The 20,434-nt window shown below is 63.0% G+C and carries 15 protein-coding genes; 4 read left to right on the top strand and 11 right to left on the bottom strand.

All coding sequences use genetic code 11. The features are described from left to right. Positions 1–162: 162 nt before the first annotated feature. The 3 genes from N4Q37_RS22440 to N4Q37_RS22430 all read right to left on the bottom strand — a co-directional run bounded on the left by N4Q37_RS22440 (position 163) and on the right by N4Q37_RS22430 (position 3,835). On the bottom strand, positions 163–618 hold the full coding sequence (locus tag N4Q37_RS22440; RefSeq protein ID WP_260961836.1) for a DUF2214 family protein: 456 nt from the start codon (positions 616–618) through the stop codon (positions 163–165). 115 nt (positions 619–733) lie between these two features. Further along, positions 734–2,116, bottom strand: a complete 1,383-nt coding sequence (cysS, locus tag N4Q37_RS22435) for a cysteine--tRNA ligase (protein ID WP_260961834.1) — start codon at positions 2,114–2,116, stop codon at positions 734–736. 21 nt (positions 2,117–2,137) lie between these two features. Beyond that, a complete protein-coding gene (locus N4Q37_RS22430; RefSeq protein WP_260961833.1) occupies positions 2,138–3,835 on the bottom strand; it encodes a glutamine--tRNA ligase/YqeY domain fusion protein in 1,698 nt (565 codons plus the stop codon). A gap of 245 nt (positions 3,836–4,080) precedes the next feature. Here N4Q37_RS22430 and N4Q37_RS22425 point away from each other — a divergent pair, with 245 nt between their 5' ends. Continuing rightward, a complete protein-coding gene (locus tag N4Q37_RS22425; protein ID WP_260961832.1) occupies positions 4,081–4,581 on the top strand; it encodes a peptidylprolyl isomerase in 501 nt (166 codons plus the stop codon). Continuing rightward, positions 4,578–5,333: a UDP-2,3-diacylglucosamine diphosphatase gene (gene lpxH, locus N4Q37_RS22420; protein ID WP_260961831.1), complete on the top strand. Its 756-nt coding sequence runs from the start codon at positions 4,578–4,580 to the stop codon at positions 5,331–5,333. Before N4Q37_RS22425 ends, lpxH begins: the two co-directional genes overlap by 4 nt. Positions 5,334–5,361: 28 nt before the next feature. Here lpxH and N4Q37_RS22415 read toward each other — a convergent pair whose 3' ends face one another. The 7 genes from N4Q37_RS22415 to N4Q37_RS22385 all read right to left on the bottom strand — a co-directional run bounded on the left by N4Q37_RS22415 (position 5,362) and on the right by N4Q37_RS22385 (position 16,546). After that, on the bottom strand, positions 5,362–6,891 hold the full coding sequence (locus tag N4Q37_RS22415) for a DHA2 family efflux MFS transporter permease subunit (protein WP_260961830.1): 1,530 nt from the start codon (positions 6,889–6,891) through the stop codon (positions 5,362–5,364). Positions 6,892–7,086: 195 nt separating this feature from the next. Continuing rightward, positions 7,087–8,286, bottom strand: a complete 1,200-nt coding sequence (locus N4Q37_RS22410; RefSeq protein ID WP_260961829.1) for an HlyD family secretion protein — start codon at positions 8,284–8,286, stop codon at positions 7,087–7,089. Positions 8,287–8,301: 15 nt separating this feature from the next. Further along, complete coding sequence (locus tag N4Q37_RS22405; RefSeq protein ID WP_260961828.1) at positions 8,302–9,771, bottom strand: efflux transporter outer membrane subunit; 1,470 nt, start codon at positions 9,769–9,771, stop codon at positions 8,302–8,304. Next, entirely contained in the window at positions 9,768–10,241 is a 474-nt protein-coding gene (locus N4Q37_RS22400) for a MarR family winged helix-turn-helix transcriptional regulator (protein ID WP_260961827.1), read from the bottom strand. Before N4Q37_RS22400 ends, N4Q37_RS22405 begins: the two co-directional genes overlap by 4 nt. Before the next feature lie 171 nt (positions 10,242–10,412). Further along, on the bottom strand, positions 10,413–14,099 hold the full coding sequence (locus N4Q37_RS22395; protein ID WP_260961826.1) for a translocation/assembly module TamB domain-containing protein: 3,687 nt from the start codon (positions 14,097–14,099) through the stop codon (positions 10,413–10,415). Next, positions 14,096–15,823, bottom strand: coding sequence for an autotransporter assembly complex protein TamA (locus N4Q37_RS22390; RefSeq protein ID WP_260961824.1), 1,728 nt, complete (start codon positions 15,821–15,823; stop codon positions 14,096–14,098). The genes N4Q37_RS22395 and N4Q37_RS22390 overlap by 4 nt, the downstream gene beginning before the upstream one ends. Positions 15,824–15,901: 78 nt before the next feature. Beyond that, positions 15,902–16,546 (bottom strand): GNAT family N-acetyltransferase, encoded by a 645-nt coding sequence (locus N4Q37_RS22385; RefSeq protein ID WP_260961823.1) that lies wholly within the window; start codon positions 16,544–16,546, stop codon positions 15,902–15,904. A 173-nt stretch (positions 16,547–16,719) separates the two neighbouring features. Here N4Q37_RS22385 and xthA point away from each other — a divergent pair, with 173 nt between their 5' ends. After that, a complete protein-coding gene (gene xthA, locus N4Q37_RS22380; RefSeq protein WP_260961821.1) occupies positions 16,720–17,532 on the top strand; it encodes an exodeoxyribonuclease III in 813 nt (270 codons plus the stop codon). Positions 17,533–18,058: 526 nt separating this feature from the next. Here the strand turns inward: xthA and N4Q37_RS22375 are convergent. Further along, the gene (locus tag N4Q37_RS22375) at positions 18,059–19,297 is read right to left on the bottom strand and encodes a M20/M25/M40 family metallo-hydrolase (protein WP_260961820.1); all 1,239 of its coding nucleotides are present in this window, start codon (positions 19,295–19,297) and stop codon (positions 18,059–18,061) included. A gap of 207 nt (positions 19,298–19,504) precedes the next feature. Between N4Q37_RS22375 and N4Q37_RS22370 the strand changes: the two genes are divergently transcribed. Beyond that, positions 19,505–20,434, top strand: a complete 930-nt coding sequence (locus N4Q37_RS22370) for an alpha/beta fold hydrolase (protein WP_260961819.1) — start codon at positions 19,505–19,507, stop codon at positions 20,432–20,434.

The following is a 20,434-nucleotide window of genomic DNA, read 5'->3' as shown; positions in this document are numbered from 1 at the left end:
CACCGCAATGGCTGGCTAAAGATTCTGGCCGAGTGCACTTGCCCCGTCTCTCCCCGCCTGCGTTGTTTCGTTCTGTCCGTGAAACCGATACTAATGGCATGGCCCTGAGTATGGCTGTCAGACATTTCGTTTTAATGGCGATGAAGCGGACGCTCGGCGCGGTCAGACCCAGCGCAAACCCCGAGCCATTCCTGTAGCCGCGATCACCATCAAGACCAGCAACAAGGCTTCGACGTGACTGATCCGGGCCAGCCGGCCAGCCTTTGAAGCATCGATCTCCCCTCCCTTGCCCAACGCCACCCGCCATCTGATCAGGGTGATCATCGGCGCGAGCTCAAGCAGGAGAATCAGCAGGAGCAGCGTCATCTTCAAGTGAAACAGAGGCTGATGCAGGTAGTAGTCCGAGCCCTTTTCGTACCCGCCAAAAGCACGCATTCCACCGGTCACCAGCAGGACCAGGGCCGACAAGCCCCACAGGTTATCGGCGACCAGGACATTTCGGACCGCGTCCGTGCCGCCGGCCAGGCGTCGAAATGCCGTGCCGCGCGTCAGCACCGCCCAGAAACCCAGGGCAAAGGCCAGGAGATGGATGGCCGCGAGGGACCAATGAGCCAACATAGCGGGACTCCTGTCAGGAACGTCGAAGCGACCTGACAGTACTAGCTCATGCCAGCACTGGATGCAAAAAACCGTGGGAGCCTGTTCGCTCCCACGGTCGCTACGGCGCTTGGACTCAGTCCGCCAGTCGCCAGGTCGTCCCGCCCTTGCCGTCCTCCAGCACCACGCCCATGGCGGTGAGCTGGTCGCGGATGCGGTCGGATTCAGCCCAGTCCTTGTTGGCCCGCGCGGTCAGGCGCGCCTGGATCAAGGCTTCGACCTCGGCGGCATCCACGCGGCCTTCGGCACCGGCCTGGAGGAAGTCATCGGCTTCGAGCTGCAACACGCCCAGCACGCTGGCCAGTTCCTTCAGGCGCGCCGCCAGGCCCGCCGCGGCGTTGAGATCGCTCTCACGCAGGCGGTTGATCTCGCGCACCATCTCGAACAGCACCGCGCAGGCCTCTGGCGTACCGAAGTCGTCGTTCATCACTTCGGTGAAGCGCGCCACGAAGGCCTCACCACCGGCGGCCGGCACGTTCGGCAGACCCTTCAACGCATGGTAGAAACGTTCCAGGGCACCCTTGGCGTCCTTGAGGTTGTCTTCCGAATAGTTGATGGCGCTGCGGTAGTGGCTCGACACCAGCAGGTAACGCACGACTTCCGGGTGGTACTTGTCGAGCACGTCGCGGATGGTGAAGAAGTTGTTCAAGGACTTGGACATCTTCTCGCCGTTGATCCGGATCATGCCGCAGTGCATCCACGCGTTGGCGTAGGTCTTGCCGGTAGCCGCTTCGCTCTGGGCGATCTCGTTTTCGTGGTGCGGGAACTCCAGGTCGCTGCCGCCGCCATGAATATCGAAAGTCTCACCCAGGCAGCAGGTGGACATCACCGAGCACTCGATGTGCCAGCCCGGACGGCCCTTGCCCCACGGCGAATCCCAGCTCGGCTCACCCGGCTTGGCGGCTTTCCACAGCACGAAGTCCAGCGGGTCCTGTTTCGACTCGCCGACCTCGATACGCGCGCCGATGCGCAGGTCTTCGATCTTCTTGCGCGACAGCTTGCCGTAGCCCATGAACTTGCCGACGCGGTAATACACGTCGCCGTTGCCCGGCGCGTAGGCGTAGCCCTTGTCGATCAGGGTCTGGATCATCGCGTGCATGCCAGGGATATGATCGGTGGCCCGCGGCTCCATGTCCGGCTTGAGGATGTTGAGGCGCGCCTCGTCCTCGTGCATCGCCGCGATCATGCGTTCGGTCAGGGCCTCGAACGCTTCGCCGTTCTCGTTCGCCCGGTTGATGATCTTGTCGTCGATATCGGTGATGTTGCGCACATACGTCAGGTCATAACCGCTGAACCGCAACCAGCGGGTCACCAGGTCGAAGGCGACCATGCTGCGGCCATGGCCCAGGTGGCAGTAGTCGTACACGGTCATGCCGCAGACGTACATGCGCACCTTGTTGCCATCCAGCGGCTTGAAGACTTCTTTGCTCTTGGTGAGCGTGTTGTAGATCGTAAGCACAGGGTTTCCCTTAAGACTTGATCACTGACCCCAGGAATCGCGCAAGGTCACGGTACGGTTGAACACCGGAGCACCTGGTTTCGAGTCCTTGATATCTGCGCAGAAGTAGCCTTCGCGCTCGAACTGGAAACGGTCTTCCGGCTGTGCGTTGCCCAGCGATGGCTCGGCACGACAACCAGTGAGCACTTGCAGGGAGTCAGGGTTGATGTTGTCCAGGAAGCTGGCGCTGTCTTCGGCCTTCTCCGGGTTCGGCGAACGGAACAGGCGATCGTACAGGCGCACTTCGCATTCGACGCTGGCCGCGGCCGGTACCCAGTGGATCACGCCCTTGACCTTGCGACCTTCCGGGTTCTTGCCCAGGGTGTCGGGATCATACGAGCAACGCAGCTCGACGATGTTGCCGTCGGCGTCCTTGATGGCTTCGTCGGCGCGGATCACGTAGCTGCCGCGCAGGCGCACTTCACCGGCCGGTTCCAGGCGCTTGTAGCCTTTGGGCGGCTCTTCCATGAAGTCGTCGCGGTCGATGTAGATTTCCCGGGCGAACGGCAGGACGCGCACGCCCATGTCCTCTTTCGGGTGGCACGGTAGCTCGAGGTTCTCGACCTGGCCTTCCGGGTAATTGGTGATCACCACCTTCAGCGGACGCAACACGCACATGGCACGCGGGGCGCTGTGGTCCAGGTCGTCACGAATGCTGAACTCCAGCATGCCGAAGTCCACCACGCCGTCGGAACGGTTGGTGCCGACCATCTCGCAGAAATTGCGGATCGATTTCGGCGTGTAGCCGCGACGACGGAAGCCCGACAGCGTCGACATGCGCGGGTCATCCCAACCGTTGACGTGCTTCTCGTCCACCAACTGCTTGAGCTTGCGCTTGCTGGTGATGGTGTAGTTCAGGTTCAGGCGGCTGAATTCGTACTGGCGCGGGTTGGCCGGCACCGGCAGGTGTTCCAGGAACCACTCGTACAGCGGACGATGGCTTTCGAACTCCAGGGTGCAGATCGAGTGGGTGATGCCTTCGATGGCATCCGACTGACCGTGGGTGAAGTCATAGTTGGGGTAGATGCACCATTTGTCGCCGGTCTGATGGTGATGGGCGTGACGGATGCGGTACATGATCGGGTCGCGCAGGTTCATGTTCGGCGAGGCCATGTCGATCTTGGCGCGCAGCACCCGTGCGCCGTCCGGGAACTCGCCGGCGCGCATGCGGGCGAACAGGTCCAGGTTTTCTTCCACACTGCGATCACGGAACGGGCTGTTCTTGCCCGGCTCGGTCAGGCTGCCACGGTATTCCTTGGCCTGCTCGGGGGTCAGGTCGCAGACATAGGCGTTGCCGGCCTTGATCAGCTCCACCGCCCAATCGTGCAATTGGTCGAAATACTGCGAGGCGTAGCGCACTTCACCGGACCATTGGAAACCCAGCCACTTGACGTCGCTTTCGATCGCGTCGATGTATTCCTGGTCTTCCTTGGCCGGGTTGGTGTCGTCGAAACGCAGGTGCGTGACGCCACCGAACTCCTCGGCCAGGCCGAAGTTCACGCAGATCGACTTGGCATGGCCGATGTGCAGGTAGCCGTTGGGCTCCGGCGGGAAACGAGTCACGATCTGGGTGTGCTTACCCGAATCCAGGTCCGCCTGGATAATCGGCCGCAGGAAATTGACCGGTACAGCCGGGCCGGTCTTGGAATTCGAGGTAGGGTCGACAGTGGGCTTGCTCATAGGGTCCTTGAACGTGTGCGTGGCCGGATGCGGCCGGATAAATCAAAACCCGTATCATAGCCGATGCTGTCAAGCGCCTGACAGGCCAGGTGGGTAAACGATTGAATTTAATCGACGACCCGATGAAAAACAGCCTCGAAATTCAGGCGTGGCACGCTAAACTGCCCAACCTGGCCGCTTGCAGCCAGATCGGTTGCGGGCATCAACGCCCCGAAACCCACGAATTCCTTGGAAGAGTACCGACCATGAGCAAAGTCAAACTGACCACCAACCACGGCGACATCGTTCTGCAACTGAACGCCGAGAAAGCGCCGAAGACGGTCGAGAACTTCATTCAGTACGTGAACGAAGGTCACTACGACAACACCATTTTCCACCGCGTCATCGGCAACTTCATGATCCAGGGTGGCGGCTTCGAGCCTGGCATGAGCCAGAAGAAGACCCGCGCCGGCATCCAGAACGAGGCCGACAACGGCCTGTCGAACAAGAAATACAGCGTCGCCATGGCCCGCACCATGGATCCACATTCGGCTTCCGCCCAGTTCTTCATCAACGTGGCCGACAACAGCTTCCTCAACCACAGCGCCAAGAACACCCAAGGCTGGGGTTATGCCGTGTTCGGTGAAGTGATCGAAGGCAGCGACGTGGTCGACAAGATCAAAGGCGTGTCCACCACCTCCAAGGCCGGCCACCAGGACGTACCGGCAGAAGACGTGATCATCGAGAAAGCCGAGATCGTTGAGTGATCCTACTGATTTCAGATTTGCATCTGGAAGAGGAGCGCCCGGACATCACCCGGGCGTTCCTGGATCTCCTCGCCAACCGCGCCCGCTCGGCGCAAGCGTTGTACATCCTGGGCGATTTTTTCGAAGCCTGGATCGGCGACGACGCCATGACGCCCTTCCAGCGTTCCATCTGCCAGGCCCTGCGCGACTTGAGCGACAGCGGCACGGCCATCTTCCTGATGCACGGCAATCGCGACTTCATGCTGGGGCAGGCCTTCTGCAAGGCGGCCAGCTGCACCCTGCTCAAGGACCCGAGTGTCGTGCAGCTCAACGGCGAACCGGTACTGCTGATGCACGGCGATAGCCTCTGCACCCGCGACGAAGGCTACATGAAGCTGCGGCGCTGGCTGCGCAACCCGGTCACGTTGTTCATCCTGCGTCACCTGCCGCTGGGCAGCCGCCAGAAACTGGCGCGCAAACTGCGCAGCGAAAGCCGTGCGCAAACCCGCATGAAAGCCAATGACATCGTCGACGTCACGCCCGAAGAGATTCCGCGGATCATGCAGCAGTACGGCGTCCAGACCCTGATCCACGGCCACACCCACCGTCCTGCCATCCATAAGCTGCAACTGGGCGAACACGCCGCCCGGCGCATCGTGCTGGGGGATTGGGACAAGCAAGGCTGGGCGTTGCAGGTGGATGAACAAGGGTTTGCGTTGGCGCCGTTTGGGTTTACCCCACCGCCGCAACTACCAGCACCTGACCCAACCTGAATTCCCCTGTGGCGAGGGAGTTTGCGGATCAGTGCCCCGCCGCAGCCGGCCCCGCCTTCGCCGCAAACGGCGGCTTCGCCAGCCACACCAACACGATCAAGCCCATGAACGCCCAGCCCAGCAGCGTGAAGTAATCCACGGTGGAGAGCATGTAGGCCTGGCTGGTGAGGATGTGGTCCAACTGCGCATAGGCCGGCGCGCTGGCGCCGCCGAGCTGGTTGAGCGCTTCACGGGTGGTGGGTTCGAAGGTGCTGATGCTCTCGCTCAGGTAGGCGTGATGCTGGTCGGCCCGGCGAATCCAGATCCAGGTGGTCAGGGACGCGGCAAAACTGCCGCCCAGGGTCCGCAGGAAAGTCGCCAAGCCGGCGCCGTCGGCGATCTGGTGGGGCGGCAGGTCCGACATCAGGATGCTCAAGGTCGGCATGAAGAATAGCGCCACGCCGATGCCCATGAACAACTGCACCAGGGCGATGTGCTGGAAATCCACCTCGTTGGTGAACCCCGCGCGCATGAAGCAGCTCAGGCCAATGGCCAGGAAGGCCAGCCCCGCCAGCAGGCGCAGGTCGAAGCGGTGGGCGTACTTGCCAACGAAAGGCGACATCAATACCGGCAGGATCCCGATGGGCGCCACCGCCAGCCCGGCCCAGGTGGCGGTATAGCCCATCTGCGTCTGCAACCACTGCGGCAGGATCAGGTTGATGCCGAAGAACCCGGCGTAGCCACCCACCAGCACAATGGTGCCGATGCGAAAGTTGCGGTAGGCGAACAGGCGCAAATTGACCACCGGGTGATGGTCGGTCATTTCCCAGATCACGAACACCGCCAGGGCAACGACTGATATCAGGGCGCCTATGATAATGAAGTTCGACTCGAACCAGTCCAGGTCGTTGCCCTTGTCGAGGATCACCTGGAGCGCGCCCACGCCGATGATCAGCGTGATCAATCCCACGTAGTCCATCGGCTGATGGCTGGTGACCACGGGTCGCGCCTTGAGCTGCTGGCGCACCACCATCACCGCGAAAACACCGATGGGCACGTTGATGAAGAAGATCCACGGCCAACTGTAGCTGTCGGTGATCCAGCCACCGAGGATCGGCCCGGCAATCGGCGCCACCACCGTGACCATCGCCAGCAACGCCAGGGCCATGCCGCGCCTGGCCGGCGGGTACACAGCAATCAGCAGGGTCTGGGTCATCGGGTACAACGGCCCGGCCACCAATCCCTGGAGCACGCGAAAACCAATCAGCTCCGGCATCGAGGTGGAGATACCGCACAGGAACGACGCGAGCACGAACAGCATCGTCGCCCACAAGAACAGCTTCACTTCACCGAATCGCCGGCTCAACCAACCGGTCAGCGGCAAGGCAATGGCATTGCTCACCGCAAACGAGGTAATGACCCAGGTGCCCTGCTCCGAGCTGACGCCCAGGTTGCCGGAAATGGTCGGCAAGGCGACGTTGGCAATGGTGGTGTCGAGCACTTGCATGAAGGTCGCCAGCGACAACCCGATGGTGCTGAGCAACAGGCTGGGCGGCGCGAAGGATGCGTTGTTGCTCATTGCGAAAATCCTATGAAGCGAAGAAGGTCAATCGCGAACAAGCCTTGCTCCACAGGCTCCATTGACCAAGACCAAAAACCTGTGGGAGCGGACTTTTGTGGGAGCAAAGCTTGCTCGCGACACAGGCGACTCGATTTGTGAAGGACCGCAGCACCGCCATCGCGGGCAAGCCTTGCTCCCACAGGCCAATCACGATCAACGCTGCGCGGTCTTGCTTGCCGCCGCGCTGTTGTCGTGGATCAACCGGGTGATCATCGCGTCGGCATCGGCCAGTTGCCGGTCATAGACCTGGGTGCTGAACGAGGCGTTCTGCGGTGGCTGTTGGGCCAGCACCGGGCCGCTCTGGTCGCGCAGGTTGACGTTGACCTGGGTCGACAGGCCCACCCGCAGCGGATGCTCCATCAACTGCTGGGCATTGATGTGGATGCGCACCGGCACCCGCTGGACGATCTTGATCCAGTTACCGGTGGCGTTCTGCGCCGGCAGCAGGGCAAACGCGCTGCCCGTCCCGGCCCCGAGGCTGTCGACGGTGCCGCTGAATTTCACATCGCTACCATACAGGTCGGTCTCGATGTCCACCGGCTGGCCGATGCGCATGTCGCGCAGTTGGGTTTCCTTGAAGTTGGCGTCGATCCACAACTGGTCCAGCGGAATCACCGCCATCAGCGCCGTACCCGATTGCACCCGTTGGCCCAGTTGCACGGTGCGTTTGGCGACATAACCGGTGACCGGCGCGATCAAGGTGCTGCGGGCATTGGTCAGGTAGGCCTGGCGCAGTTGCGCGGCGGCGGCCTGCACGTCGGGGTGGGACGACACCACCGTGTCATCCACCAGGGCGCTGGTGGTCTTGAGCTGCTGCCGGGCATTGGCCAGGGCATTTTGCGCCGAAGTCAGGTCGTCCCGGGCGTGGGACAGTTCTTCCTGGGAAATCGCCCCGCCAGCCGCCAGGTTCCTGCGGCGGTTGTAGTTTTCCTGGGCCTTCTGCACTTCGGCCTCCTGCGCATTGACCTGGGCGCGCATGCCATCGACGTTGCTGTACAAGCCACGCACCTGGCGCACGGTCCGGGCCAGGTTGGCCTGGGCGCTTTGCAGCCCGACTTCGGCGTCGTTCGGGTCGAACTGCACCAGCACCTGGCCTTCACGCACCAGGTCACCATCGTCGGCACCGATGCTCACCACCGTGCCGGTGACTTGCGGGGTGATTTGCACCACATTGCCGTTCACATAGGCATCGTCGGTGCTTTCGTTCCAGCGCCCGTACAGTGCGTGCCAGGCCCAGACGCCCAGGCCGCCGAGGATGACGATCAACGCCAGCCCCAGCAGCATGACCTTGCGCTTGCGCGGGTTGCTGTCGGCCTGGGCATTGGTGGATGGAGCAGTTTCGGCAGTGGCCATGACAAGTACCTCGAATCAGTTATTCGGCACGGTGGAAGCCGGCGTGGCCGAAGCCAGCGCCTGGGCATCGAAACCGCCGCCCAGGGCCTGCATCAGCTGGATCGACAAATCGATCTGCTCGGCATTCAGGTTCGCCAGTTGTCGCTGGGCCTGGAGCAACTGCTGCTCGATGCTCAGCACGTCCAGGTAATTACCGATACCGGACCCATAGCGCTGGACCACGGTGTCGTAGGAGTTCTGTGCGATGTTGGTGGCGTGTTGCTGCGCGCCGATCTGCCGGGCGATATCGCGCAACTGGTTAATGGTGTCGCTGACATCGCCAAGGGCCTTGACCAGGCTCTTGTTGTATTGCGCCACCGCCAGGTCGTAATCAGCGTCCCGGGCATCCAGGTCGGCCCGCAGGCGACCGCCGTCGAAGATCGGCAGCGACACCGTCGGCGCCACGTTGAAGAAGCGGCTCGCCGAACCGAACATCGCATCGCCCAGCAACGACTGCACACCCGCCGCCGCGCTCAGGTTGAGGTTGGGGTAGAAGTTCGTCTTGCCCGCCTCGATGTTCTTGCCGGCGGCCTCGACCCGCCAACGCGCCGCGACCAGGTCCGGACGGCGCCCCAACAGCTCGGCCGGCAGGTTCGATGGCAAGGCCACCGCACTGGCTTGCAGCACGTTGGGCCGGGCGATTTCGTTGCCACGGTCCGGGCCCTTGCCCAGCAACACCGCCAGGGCGATCCTGGCGCTTTGCAGGCGTTTTTCGGCGTCGATCCGCGTCGCGTCGGCGCTGGCTTCCAGGCTTTCGGTCTGCTGGTACTGGTATTCGCTGTCGATCCCGGCGCTGAGACGGCGCTTGCTCAGGTCGAGCATTTGCCGGGTGCGCTTGAGGTCTTCGGCGGCCAGGTCATGGATGATGTGGGCCTGGCCCAGGTCGCTGTAGGCCCGGGCCACGTCGGCGGCCAGGGTCAGTTGCGCGGCCTGGCGGTCGATCTCGGCGGCGCGGGCCTGGCCCAGCGCGGCTTCCCAGGCGGCACGCTGGCCACCCCAGAGGTCGAAGTTGTAGTTGAAGTCCACGCTCAGCGAACGCAGGGTGCTGTACGCCCCGCCCTGCCCTTGCGGGTCCTGGTCACGGGCCAGGCGCGAACGGCTGACGCTGCCGCTGGCATCCAGGGTCGGCATGCGCGCGGCATTGGCGGCATAGGCAGCGGCACTGGCCTGATGCACCCGGGCGCTGGCGATCTGCATGTCCGGGCTGTCGCGCAGGGCTTCACGGATCAAACCATCGAGTTGCGGATCGCCAAGGCTGGACCACCAGTCGCTTTTCGGCCACGAAGCCGGCGACAGCTTGACGCCGTTGAGGGATTGTCCGGCCTTGAGGCTCTGGGCTTCGAGGCTGACGCCTTCGGTCTTCAGGCCGCTGTAGCTGGCGCAGCCCGCGAGGCTCATGGCCAGCAGTACAAGGCTCAGTCGAGCACGCAAAGTGGTATGAATCATTTACCCCCCATTCGCAGCACGGTGAGTGGATCACCGGCCGCCAGAAGAATTTTCTTGAGGATCTGTTCGAGGGTGTGCAGTTCTTCGCGGGTGATGACGCCGGCCAACTGGTTCATGGCGTCGGCACCGATGTAAGGCAAGCGATCGGCCATGGCCTTGCCAGCCTCGGTCAACACCAGTCGCACCTGGCGGCGGTCATCCGCCGAACGCTGGCGAACGAGGAAACCTTTCTGTTCCAGGCGGTCAAGCATCCGCGTCATCGAACCGCTGTCCAGAGACAGGTGCCGGCTCAGCTCGGCCGGCGTGTCGAAACCGAACTGGACCATGATGATCAGTACCTTGAACTGCGCGGCGGTAATGCCGAGAGGTTCCATGTGGGTATCGATGATCCGATCCTTGAGCATGGCGGCGCGCCCGAGCAGCAGGCCGAGATGGCAATTGTGGAATTCGTCTGGGGTGAAATGCTTCATCTGACCACCGTTTGCTGCCTAGGCAGTGAATGTATGTCGAGATGTTACTGCTTAGGCAGCCAATGTCAAACAAATAGTTAGCAGGCTAAATAAAAGTCCGACGAACGTAGAAGAACCCGAGGGAACGAACCTGCTCGCTCCCACATTGGATTCGGGGGGGGGGGAATGCTTTTAGAAATCGCGCTTGTAGAAGATATCCAGCGAGCTGGCGACGCCGCTGGCGGCTTCGAGGTAGACCTTTTTGCTGAGCTTGTAGCGCAGGGCGATGGTGTTGGCCGGCTCGAACACGCCGACGCCGTAGCGCAGGCTGAGTTTTTCCGAGAGGTTGCCGCTGGCGACGACGCTGGTGGCATTGCCGCTGCCCTGGGTGTCGAGCTGGAAATCCTCGATCCCCAGGTTATTGGCCAGGCTGGTGGTGACTCCCGAACTGCCCATCAAGCCCAACCCCAGCGCCGCCTGGGCGAGCATGTTGTTGTCCTCGCCGGTGGTGCTCAACGGTCGGCCCAGCACCAGGTAGGACAGCGCCTGTTCCTGGCTCATGGCCGGCTCCGAGAAGATCTGCGTGGTCGGCTGTTCGGCGCTGCCACTCAAGCGGATACCGGCGATGATGTCGTCGGTCTGGCGGATCGCCTCGATGTCCAGGTAAGGCTGGTCGATGGGCCCGGCGAACAGCAGCCGCGCCCGACGCACCGTCAGCCGCTGCCCATAGGCCCGGTAGCGGCCGTCGTTGAGCCAGAGTTCGCCACGGGTGTCCATGTTGTCGCCGATGTGCACCTGGCCTTGCACGTTGGCCGTCAGGCCGAAGCCGGAAAACGCCAGTTTGTCCTGGCCGACAATGACATCGACATCCATTGCCATGGCCATCGGCGCCTTGCCCTCTTCGGTCTGGTGGCCGACGATCACCGTGTCGCCGGAGACCTTGACGGTGGACGGCGGCAGCTCGCGAATGGTGATCTCGCCCTTGGGCACCAGGACCTTGCCGGCAATGGCAAGCCGCTCACCGTGCATCGTGATGTTCAGGTCCGGTGCCACGTCGAGCACCGCATAAGGCTCGACGGTGACCGGCAACTGCGAGCCCTTGAGCGCCAGGTTCATGGACAACGCCTCGCCCCAGCCGATGTCTCCGCTGAGACGGCCCTGACCGCTCTTGCCACTTTTCCAGTCGCCATCCAGGCGCATGCTTTCGCCCGCGATCATCGCCCGTACCTGCAAAGCTTCCAGGCTGACCGGCAGCTCAGGTCCAGATACCTCGCCGTCACTGAGCAGCAGGTTGCCGTTGACCCGCGGCGCCAGCAGCCCACCGGACAAGGTGCCGCTGCCGCTCAAGTGCCCGGTGAGCGTCTGCACCATCGGCACGAATGGCCGCGCCACCGAAAGATCCAGGCCGGTCAGGCGAAACGAACCGCTAAGGGGCTTGCTCGCCGGCAGCGGGTTGATCTGCGCCTGGAGCATCAGCTCACCCAGCCTGGCGCCGACGAAATTCAGGTCGGTGTCGATGCGCTTGGGGGTCAGGCGACTGTTGAGGGTCAGGGTCTGGTAGGGGAAATCCAGCCAATGATCTTTATCCCGCTCTTTATCCCGAAGCCGTAGCGTACCGCCGCTGGCGTCCACCAGGACCCGGCCGTTCGGACCGCTGGCCGGCAGGTCCAGTTGCAGGTCGGCGTTGAGCCGGCCTTGCCAGGCAAAATCCTTGGGCATCCACTGGGCCAGGCTTTCAATGGGGAACTGCTTGAGGTGATAGCGCAGCTTCGGCTCGGGCATCAACCGCTGGTCTTCACCACACAGGCTGGCCTCGCCGGAACGCCAGCAATGCGCGCCTACATTGAGCGTGCCATTGGTCAGGCGCTCCAGCTTCGCCGGGCCTTGCAGGCGCCAATCCTGCCCACCGACCTGCACGTCGCCGCTGGCCAGGCGCCCGCGCCAGTTGCCTTGGTCGAGCGCGCCATCGAGTGCCAGGGTCGTGTCGAGCTGCGGCCCTTGCAGGTCCAGGTTGAGTTTTTGCTGCTTGATGTCGCCCTGCCCGCTGACCGTCAGCACGCCCAGCGAGGTTTCGCCGACGCGGATATCGCTGGCCTTGAGGTCGACTTTCCCGCGTTGCGCGCTGTCCAGGGTCGCGTCCAGGTTCAGGCTTTGCAGGCGATTCGCCTGGAACGCCAGTTGCGAGCCTTGTAGCGCGAGTTTGCCTTGGGGCGCCTTGGGCGTGCCGGCCACGTCGACACGGCCCATGACCTGGCCGCGCAATTGCGGCCAGAGCTGGGCCAGGCGCGCGAGCTTGATGTCGATCTGCCCGGTGAGTTTTTCCTGCAGGCTGGCGCTGCCATTGATGCGGTTATCGCCGAGACGGATGTCCAGCGCACTGAGGCTCCAACGCTCGCCAGCACCGCTGGCCTTGGCCTGCAGCAATGCGGGTTGCCCGCGCAATTTGCCCTTGAGGTCCAGGTTGGCATCGAGGGCAAGGCTGGCGTCTTTCAGCGCACCCTGGCTGCGCAACGGCCCGGCCAGGTTGCCGGGCAATTCGGCGAGCCAGTACGCCGGGTTGATCGCCGACAGCTCCAGCGCCGTGTCCCAGGCAACGCCATCGGCAAATTGCAGGTCCAGGTGCCCTTCGGCCTTGCCTTGCCCCGCCGCAAGCTTGAGCTGCGGCAAATGGACTTGCGCAAGGTTGCCGCTGAACGGGCTGTCCACGCTGAAGGCCCCGGCGGGTCCGTCCAGTGCGGCCTGGAAGTTGCCCAGGTACTGACCGTCGGTGTACGAGACTTCGCCGTCGAAGCGGCGCAATGTCACCTGGGGCTCGTCGATCAGCGGATAAAGACGATGCCAGGGGAAATCCCGCCAGGCGATTTTCGCCCCGGCGTCCAGGCCTTCGCGCCAGTCCAGCTGGCCGCTGAGCGTCAGGCTTTGCTGTTCGCCCGCGTCCAGGTCGAGCGCGGCAACCTGGGCGCCGTTGGCGTCCACGCAGCCTTGCAGGCGCAACGCCACCGGCCCCTTCTCGGCAGGCAGCGTGGCCTTGCCGAGCAGTTGGTAGCCGTTTTTCAGATCGCCTTCGCCGGTCAGTTCCAGCTGGTTGAGCAACAACGTGTCCGGCAGTTCGGCATCGGCCTTGAAGCCGTCGGCGGTGATCCGCACCTTGGCCGGCAGGTTGTCCGCCAACGGTTGCAGTTCACCGCTCAACCGGCCTTGCAGGTAGCCGCTGCTGTCGGCGTTGAGGTTGAGGGTCTTGAGCAGATCGCCGGCGACTTTCAGGTCCAGCGCCCACGGCGTTGCGCCGGGTGCCGGCAAGGTCAAGCGGCCTTTGGCGGTCAACGGCCAGTCGCCGCCGGGCTTCAGCAGGCCGGACAGGTTCAGGCTCAGTTCATCGCGTTGCAGGTGCACCGAGTCGATCCGCAAGCCCTCGGCGGTCCAATGCGCTGCCAATTGCAAGCCCTTGAGTTGCTCGCTGCCGTTGAACGACAGGCGCCCGATTTGCACATCCCCCAGCTCGACGGCAAGGGGCAGGTCCAGATCCGGCAAGGTGAGCGGGCCACTGCTCGGCTCATCGGCAGAGGCCGGCAACTGCACGGCGACCTGGTCGGCCTTGAGCTGTTCGATGCACAACGTCATGCGCGCCAGGCACAGCGGCGACCAGGCGAATATCGGTCGGCTCACTTCCACCCGACTGTCGCCCTGCTGCCACAGCACCTGGTCGGCGCTCCACTGCCCGCCCAGCCGGCCCTGGAAATTCTCCACATCCAGCCCCGGCACCAGGCCAAGGGCCCAGCGGCTGCCGAAGGCCGTGCCCAGCACAATGCCCAAGACCAGCACCAGCGTCGCCAGCACCCCGGCGAGGGCCAGCAGGGTTCTCTTCACGCCACGCGTCACAGCTCAGGCCCCATGGAAAAGTGCAATCGAATGCCGCCCTCGTCGTCCATGGCATGGGCCAGGTCGAGGCGGATCGGGCCCACCGGCGACACCCAGCGCACGCCGACACCGACACCGGTCTTGAGGCTCGGCAGTTCGAGGCTGTTAAAGGAGTTGCCCTGGTCGATGAACGTCGCCACCCGCCATTTTTCGGCGATCGAATATTGATATTCGAGGCTGCCGGCCACCATGTAGCGCCCACCGATGCGGTCGCCCTCGGCGTTCTCCGGGGACAGGCTCTGATAATCGTAGCCCCGCACGCTCTGGTCGCCGCCGGCAAAAAAGCGCAACGACGGGGGGATCGACTTATAGCCGTTGGTGGCGCTGCCGCCGACCTGGGCGCGGGCCAGCAGGCGATGTTTGTCGAACACGGTGGTCAGGCCCTTGACCATGGCCGTGCCGTATAAAAGGTTGTTGTCCGAACCCAGTCCTTCCTTGGCGACCTTGGCGTCGAACTGCAGCCGGTAGCCGTTGTGGGGATCGATGCGGTTGTCGCTGCGCAGGTAGGAATAGCTGACCCCCGGCATCAGCAGCGTGCTCAAGCCCGCGTCGTCGCCGAGGCGGTATTCCTCGCGCTGCCATTTGAGCGACACCACCCGTTGCCAGCCACTGGGCAACTTGCTGTGCCATTCGGGGCCCACGGTGAGCAGCTTGCTGAGGGTGTCGGTGCCGGCCAGTTCTTCGTTCTGATAACCGCCGGCGTAGCGCAGCTTGTCGGTCAGCGGCGGGTCCAATGGCACGTCGTACCACAGGCCGACGTTCTGCCGGGGCGCCGACACTTCCGCTTCCCAGCCATAACTGTGGCCTTGGGGGTTGACCCAGTGACGCGTCCAATTGGCTTTGGCCCGTGGGCCGACGTCGGTGGAAAAGCCCAGGCCCAGGCCCATGGTGCGCGGCTTGCGGGTATCGACCTTGACCGCCACCGGGACGACGTTATCGACAGCCGCGGTGGGTGCGGCATCCACCCGCACGCCCTCGAAGTAGCCGCTCGACTGCAAGGCCTGGTTGAGTTCGGCAATGAGTTCGGAGTCATAGGCCGTGCCGGCCTTGAACGGCACCATGCGTTGCAGCAGGTCCTCATCGAACGGCGTGTCGCCCTCGAAACTCACCGGGCCCAGGGCATAACGCGGGCCGCTGTCGTAGATCAGTTCGATATCGGCAATGCCGGCCTGGGGATCCACCCGCAGTGTCTGGCTGACGAATCGCCCGCTGAAAAACCCATAGCGCGAGGCCTGGTTCTGGATCAGCCGCTTGGCGTCTTCATAGTGTCCATGGTTGAGCACCGCGCCTGGCTTGAGCGCAGCGTCGCGAGGCAGACGAAAAGCCTTGAGCGATGCCGCCGGGCCGTCGACGCGAATGACTACGTTGCGCAGGTGCACCGGCTCGCCGGGCTCGATGGTCAACACCAGGCGCGGGACCTTGCCGGCCTCGACCACGCTGTCGATCTGCGGTTGGTAGTAACCCAACGCCTGGGCGGCTTTGCGCGCCTGCTCCTCGGCACCGCGACTGAAGCGCAGCAAGGCCTCCTCGTCGCGATCCCCCAGGCCACCGATATACCCTTCCACGTTGGCCTTGAGTTCGTTGTTGGAGGGCTTGATCCGCACGTCCAACTCACTTTGTGCCAGCGCCGCGCCGCTGAGGACCAGCAAGAGCGCGCCACTGGTCATTCGTCCTGGGAAATTCATGGCGCGGATGCTATCACGGGCTTGGAAACCTGATAGAGCCGGACATTTCTCAAAAGTTCGCCGGACTATACCGCAGGACTATGCCGTCGCGCTCTGTAGCACCTGCGGATTGGCGTGGAAGAACACGTGCTCACGGATCGGTCCTACCGCTATTTCACCGATTTCCTCATAGCCCTGGCGTTTATAGAACGCCAGGTAACGGGAGTTGCCGGTGTCCAGCACCACGCCTTGGGAGTTTTCGTCCACCGCGCACCAATTGTGCACCGCACCCAGCAACTGCTCGCCAAAATGCTGCCCCTGGAACTGCGGATGAATGCCCAGCAACGGCAGCACGTGGACCGCGTCCGAGGGCAGGCAAGCCAGCACCGCCGCGTGGTAATCGAGGTAGCGCCGGGTGCAGCGAAACCCGGTGCTGAGCACCATCCGCAGGCGCCAGGCCCAGCTTTCGGTGATCCCCAGGCGGCGCTGCGGTGGGGCGATCAGGGCAATGCCGATCAGACGGTCGTTGACCAGCAGGCCAATCGCCGGCAGTTCCTGGAGAAAATGCTGCTTGACCAGCTCACGCACCGTGGCCCGCACCCGCTGTTCATACCCCGGGCGCTCGGACTCGAACAGGTAGCTGAAGGTCGGTTCATGACGATAGGCCTGGTACAGCAAGGATCGGGCCTCGCGGGAATAGCCGCTGTCGAGCATATGAATATCGGCGATGGCGTTTTCAGGCATGGCATGGCTCTCCTGGGCGGGCTCGGTGTGGCCCTGCTCTTATTGAGTACGAACTCGATGGGTCGCGACCGTTCCTACATGCCAAGGACATTAGCAGTGCATTTGTCCTACTGCCACGCTGGCTCCCTTCCCACATGTCAGCTAGCATCGCAGTTTTGCTAGGACAGCCGACCATGAAGATCGTCTCCTTCAACATCAACGGCCTGCGCGCCCGTCCCCATCAGTTGGCGGCACTGATCGAGAAGCATCAGCCGGACGTGATCGGGTTGCAGGAAACCAAGGTCCACGACGAACAGTTCCCCCTGGCCGAAGTGCAAGCCCTGGGCTATCACGTGCATTACCACGGACAAAAGGGCCACTACGGCGTCGCCCTACTCTCACGCCAGGCGCCGCTGAGCCTGTACAAAGGTTTTGAAAGTGACGATGAGGACGCCCAGCGCCGTTTCATCTGGGGCACTTTCGCCGACGCCAACGGCGTGCCGGTGATCATCATGAACGGCTACTTCCCACAAGGCGAAAGCCGCGACCACCCGACCAAATTCCCGGCCAAGGAACGCTTCTACAGCGACTTGCAACAATTGCTGGAGAGCCGCTTTAGCAACGACCAGCCGGTGGTAGTGATGGGCGACGTGAACATCTCCCCGCAAGATTGCGACATCGGCATCGGCCCGGACAACATGAAACGCTGGCTGAAAACCGGCAAATGCAGCTTCCTGCCAGAAGAACGCGAGTGGATGGAACGCCTGAAGAACTGGGGCCTGGTGGACAGTTTCCGCCACCTGAACCCGGACGTCACCGACCGCTTCAGCTGGTTCGACTACCGCAGCCGCGGCTTCGAGGACGAACCCAAGCGTGGCCTGCGCATCGACCTGATCCTCACCTCCCACGGCCTGCTGCCCCGGGTCAAGGATGCCGGCGTGGACTATGAACTGCGTGGCATGGAGAAGCCGTCGGACCATGCGCCGATCTGGTTGGAATTGAGCTGACCCAAGCCCTCAAGCTTGCTCGCGATAGCGGTGGGTCAGCTTGCATCGATGCTGGATGTGCCGCCGTCATCGCGGGCAAGCTTTGCCCCCACAACTGTGCAGGGTCACAAAAGCCTGTGTGTTTATCGGGACTGGCTGCGGCGTAGGAACGGGCTACCGTGCCTTGCGCCATTACCTACAACTACGCCAGAATCCGCCGGCTTGTGCGCCTTGAGGCCTGGGCTTTATCGTTTTCCGGTTGCTGACGAATCAGCGATCGGGTTTGGTAGCCCGGGTAAAACTAAGGCGCACAGCGCCGGCAGATACAGTCCGCTGACGACTTTCGTCGGCAGATTTGTTATGGCGGCTGTGCGCGGGGCGCCCTTGTGGCGCGCTGGGTTTGCCTTGGTACCCGGTCTACCAACCTGCGTATGGCCGCCACCTAATTTTTGTGTTTTCACAAAATTCATGGGGCGGCTTCGCCACCCAGCGGGAGCAAGCTCCCTCGCCACAGGAACATGCATGCCTTATAGGGCTGAGGTCAGCCTCACCGCCCCGCCAACTCCATGATCATCCGCGACAACAGATAAATCCTAGGCACCACGCTCTCGACCTCGGCATATTCCTCCGGCGTGTGGATATTGCCGCCGACAATCCCAAAACCGTCCAGCGTCGTCGTGCCCACACCGGCCGACAGGCTGGCGTCCGCCGCCCCGCCGCTGCCTTCTTCGGTGAGTTTGCGCCCCAGTTCGCCATAGATGCCCTGGGCCATGGCCATCAAGCGGTCCGACTCCGCCGTCTGCGGCATCGGCGGCAGGCCGCGCTTGAGGCTGGTGGTGACTTCGGTGTCGGCGATCAGCTTGTCCTGCGAGACCCGCGCCAGGTCTTTTTCAATGCGGTCGAACTCTTCCGGCACCGCCGCCCGCACGTCAGCCTTGGCGCTCGCCTGATCGGGGATCACGTTGGTCCGGTCGCCGGCCTTGAGCACCGTGAAGTTGATGGTGGTTTTCTTTTCCGCGTCGCCCAGCTTGCCCAGTTGCAGAATCTGATGCGCCACTTCCATCGCCGCATTGCGCCCCAGTTCCGGCGCGACACCGGCATGGGACGCCTTGCCCTTGACCTCCACCAGCGCCGTGGCACTGCCCTTGCGCCACACCACCAGCCCGTCGGCCGGGCGCCCCGGTTCAAGGTTGAGGGTCACATCATGGGCCTTGGCGGTTTTCTTGATCAGGTCGGTGGCCACGTCCGAGCCGGTTTCTTCGCTGGCATCGAGCAGGAAGGTGATTTGCGCATAATTCTTGAAGTCGAGATTCTTGAGCACCTTCAGTGCATAGATCCCGGCGACGATACCGCCCTTGTCATCCATCACCCCCGGCCCATAGGCCCGGCCGTCCTTGATGTGGAAGGGACGCTCGGCGGCCGAGCCCTCCTTGAACACCGTGTCCATGTGGGCCATCAGCAAAATCCTGGCCTTGCCGGTGCCCTTGAGGGTCGCCAGGATGTGCTGGGTGCCGTCCGAGTTGGGGACTTTTTCGATGGTCGCGCCCAACTTCTGCAACTCATCGATGGCAATGTCACCCACCTGGCTCAGCCCCGGCACATAACCGGAGCCGGAGTCGATGTTCACCAGGCTTTCCAACAGTTTCAGGGCCTCGCCCTTGGATTGTTCGGCGAGTGTCAGGACCGGTTGCTGGGGCTGTGCGAACGTCACGGGGGCGAATGCGCCAAGGGCCAGGCTCAAGCCGAGACTGATGGCCAGGCGGGAGCGAAGAGCGGTAGTCGTCATGGTTTCATCCTTGTTCCGTAAAGAAAGACTGCACGGGCACCCTACCCGAGCCAAGGGGCAGTCGCTACCCGAAGGCAGGGGTTAATTCCTGTAGTCCTCCTCAGATTTAGCTATACATGACAAGGAGGATTGACAGGTAAGCACCGGCCACCTCAATCGGCCCACGCTGGCCGAACACATTCCGTCGTGGTTCATGGAGAGAAAGACATGCTGGTGTTGTGGGTACTCCTCGCCGTGTTCATCGTCTGGAGCTGGTTGACTTATCCGGGCATCGGCCAGGTGCTGTTCGACCTGGGCATGGCGCTAGACACGCGTCTTTCCCGGCTGCACAAGATCACCGTACCCATCAGCGAAATGACGGTATCGACCCTGCAAGGCGGGCCTTATGAGGCGTCCGGCAGCATTCTGATGCTGCACGGCTACAGTGCCGACAAGAACCTCTGGCTGCGGTTTGCCCGGCAATTTGTCGGTGACTACCGGGTGCTCATCCCCGACTTGGCCGGCCATGGTGAAACCGGCTTCAAGGCCGGCGGCGGCTATGACATTCCGACCCAGGCCCGGCGGGTGATCGAGTTGCTCGACGCCTGTGGCCTGGACAAGGTCCATGTGATCGGCAATTCCATGGGCGGTTATCTGGCAGCCTGGCTGGCGGCCACTTCGCCTGAGCGCGTGCTGACCCTGGCGCTGCTCAACCCGGCCGGCGTGACGTCGCCCCAGCCCAGCGACATGGACCGCCACGTGGCCGCCGGCAAGAATCCCTCCCTGATGTCCTCGCGAAGTGATTTCGCACCGTTCTACGCGATGAGCATGGACTCGCCGCCCTGGGTACCGGGGGTGGTGTTGGCGGCGGTGGCCGAGAAGTATGTACAGTGCCGGGAAGAGCTGGCGGAGATCTATACGGACTTTAACGCCAGCCCGCCGATGGAGCCGCGCCTGGCCGACATCCGCGCCCCGTCGCTGCTACTCTGGGGCCGCCAGGACAGAATGATCGACGTCAGTTGCGTGCCGGTGTGGAGCAAGGGCATCGCGGATCTGCGGGTGGAAATCTGGGACGGACTCGGGCACCTGCCGCCGATTGAAAAGCCGCAACGGACTGCGGCGCTGTATCGGGAATTTCTCAAGGGGTTGGGGCAGTGA

Source organism: Pseudomonas citri, assembly GCF_025336485.1.
GTDB classification, from domain to species: domain Bacteria; phylum Pseudomonadota; class Gammaproteobacteria; order Pseudomonadales; family Pseudomonadaceae; genus Aquipseudomonas; species Aquipseudomonas citri.
Note: the sequence above shows the minus strand (reverse complement) of the source record. Positions and strands in the feature narration are given on the sequence as shown.